Raw genomic sequence first — 2,530 nt, 5'->3', positions numbered from 1 at the left:
GCGGGGCGGGGGCCGCGGGGGGCGGGCGGCCGCCCCATGGGCGGCGCGCCCCCCCGCGAGCCCGTGCTGCCCGGCGTGGACATCGTCGCGGGCGACGACGAGCTGGGCGCCCGCCTGGCCACCGAGCACCTCATCGGCCTGGGCCACCGGCACATCGCCCATATCGCGGGGCAGGGCGTGGTGGGCGAACTGCGCCGCCGTGGCTTCGAGGCGGTCATGCGCGAACACGGCCTGTCCGGGTCGGCGACCGTGGAGCAGGGCGATCTGACCGAGGAGGGTGGCTACCGGGCCACGGTCCGGCTGCTGGGCGCGCCGCACCGGCCCACCGCCGTCCTCGCGTTCAACGACATGGCCGGGGTCGGCGCCCTGTCGGCCGCCGAGGAGCTCGGCCTGCGGGTGCCGGGCGATCTCTCCCTCGTCGGCTACGACAACACCTACCTCGCGCGGCTGCGCCATCTGTGGCTCACCAGCGTGGACAACGCCGGTCATGACATCGGCCGCCGCGCCGCGCGCCGCCTGCTCGACCGGATCGCCGCCCCCGGCCGCGCCGGCGAGGTCGCCCTCACCACCCCGTCCCTCGAAGTGCGCGGCACGACGGCGCCACCGCGACCGGCGGACTGCCCCCCGCGCACGGACCATTGACGCCCCGTCGCCCGCTTCCGCCGGGTGGCCGTGGGGTGGTCAGTCAGCGGCAGCGAGGCAGGCGGGACAGTTCACCAGCCGCTGCCACCGGTACACCTCCCTCTTCCCCGTTCCCGGTGGAATGGCCATCCCGCAACGTGCTTCATCCGGGTGGACGCGCAACCAGTGCACGGTCAGCAGGTCGTCCCTGAGCGTCCCTGGAAACCACTCGCGGTCCACCGGATCGTCAATCGGTCGTTCCATCTGCGGCTTCCCCACGGTGCTTCCTGTCTGTGGCTGGAGGCGGTCGGCGGTCATGGCATCAGCTTGTAGTACGCATCCACTTGCTCAGTGACCAGTCAGTGAAGCTCGGCCCATGTGGGTGCGCTCACGGTCTGATCCAGCTTGCCCCTGCCTTCCATCTCCGGGAGGTTGGGAATGTGGTAAGGCGACGAGCAGCACGTCCCCGAGGCACTCCGTGAGTCGCTTCAGCAGATGGGCGCACTCGGTCGGTGCGACAGGGACACCAGCGTCCAGGATGCCCCGGCTGAGCGACATGACGGCCTGTGCCGTAGCGATCTGCTCTGCTTCGACCCGGTCAGCCAGGCGTGCGACATGGCCGTCGGGTGAGTCATCAGGTGTGTACGTGCTGCGTTTTGACCCGGTCATGACAGTAAACGTAGGCGGGTAGCCTTCATGCGTCGCGCTCCTTCGAAGCGTGGCCATGCCCCCGGCCGGTTCGCCCCGGTGCGGGGGTCCTTAACAGCCTGAGCCTGACGGGCGCCACCATGAAGCGACAGGGAATGCGTTACGCAGTCCGGCGACGTTAATCGGCGACACCCAGGAACTCGGCGATCGGCTTGAGCCCGGTCGGCCGTGACGACCAGTTCCACAGGTCCCGCACGACAGCGACGGCGAGTGTGTGATGCCGCATCCACGCCGGGGCGTTGCGCTTCAGGGACTCCAGCGCCTTCACGGCACCTACTCCGTTGCCCAGGTCAGTGTGGGCGCGTGCGACGTCGAGCAGCAGCCATGTCCGCCACGACGGCGGGGTGTCCTTGTGCCGCTGTGATCGCGTTCGACCCGATCAGCGGCGTGGACAGCCAGCCCACGTGCGTCGTCCAGCCTCGCCTGACGCTGGTACGCCCACGCGACGGAATTGGAGATCATGGGGGCCAGGAGCGGGTCCGACGAGGCGTCAGCGGCGGCTATGGCCCGTTCCAGGGACGACAGGGCAAGATCCGTCTTCCCCATCCGGATGGCTAGGTGTCCGCCGAGCTGAAGTGCCTTGCTCAGCGCTGCCTGCCCTGCCGCGCGCTGGTCAGCGTCGCCGACGGTGGCAGCGAACCGGGCGTCGGTGATCAGGCCCGGCAGTGCGCTGAGCAGCTCTTCGAACGCTGCCGCGTGGTAGAGCGTCCACCCGTCCGCGATGTCACGTCGGACCCGCTCCAGGGTCAGCGTCTCCAGGTCGCTGGGCGGGACAGGTGGAGCGAACAACGGCGGCATGATGGCGCGACGGACGGCGACGAGTTGCGGGGAATCGGATTCTCCCGTCGACGGAGCGCCTGGAGGGTCGCCCACGAGGCTCGTCAGCTCTACGCCAAGCCCCGATGCAAGAGCGTGCAGTGTGGGTAGCTGTACGGAACTCTGCGGCTTCTGTTCCAGTCGACGAATGGTGTCGACAGACACGCCGGACTGCTCGGCCAAGCCCTCTTGTGTGAGCCTCGCCTGACGGCGGAGGCGCCGCACACGGTCCCCCAGGTACTCCGTTGCCATAGAACCAAACTACTCCGAGCCTGGACTCGTGGGGGGGGTGGGGGGCGCAGGAAGAAAGCCCCCCACCCAACAACACCCCGAGGCCCCCGCGCGAGGGGGTGAGCTGGGGGTAGAGGCAGCGACGGGCCGGCGC

The 2,530-nt window shown here is 69.8% G+C and carries 2 protein-coding genes and 1 pseudogene; 1 reads left to right on the top strand and 2 read right to left on the bottom strand.

Annotation, left to right across the window (positions count from 1 at the left end; all coding sequences use genetic code 11):
- Nucleotides 1-642: LacI family DNA-binding transcriptional regulator (locus tag ACFXB5_RS51595; protein WP_385222531.1), on the top strand; the 642-nt coding region annotated here is incomplete at its 5' end.
- 39 nt (nucleotides 643-681) lie between these two features.
- Here the strand turns inward: ACFXB5_RS51595 and ACFXB5_RS51590 are convergent.
- Complete coding sequence (locus ACFXB5_RS51590) at nucleotides 682-939, bottom strand: hypothetical protein (protein WP_385222528.1); 258 nt, start codon at nucleotides 937-939, stop codon at nucleotides 682-684.
- Nucleotides 940-1,447: 508 nt separating this feature from the next.
- Nucleotides 1,448-2,397: pseudogene (locus ACFXB5_RS51585) on the bottom strand (helix-turn-helix domain-containing protein).
- Between the last annotated feature and the right edge of the window lie 133 nt (nucleotides 2,398-2,530).

This window comes from Streptomyces sp. NPDC059455 (assembly GCF_042750115.1).
In the GTDB taxonomy this organism is placed as follows: domain Bacteria; phylum Actinomycetota; class Actinomycetes; order Streptomycetales; family Streptomycetaceae; genus Streptomyces; species Streptomyces endocoffeicus.
The sequence above is the reverse complement of the archived record's forward strand: the minus strand, read 5'-3'. Positions and strand labels throughout refer to the sequence as shown.

Excerpts from the sequence above, each read along its gene's own strand:
- ACFXB5_RS51590 (WP_385222528.1), bottom strand. The coding sequence starts at position 939 with ATGACCGCCGACCGCCTCCAGCCACAGACAGGAAGCACCGTGGGGAAG.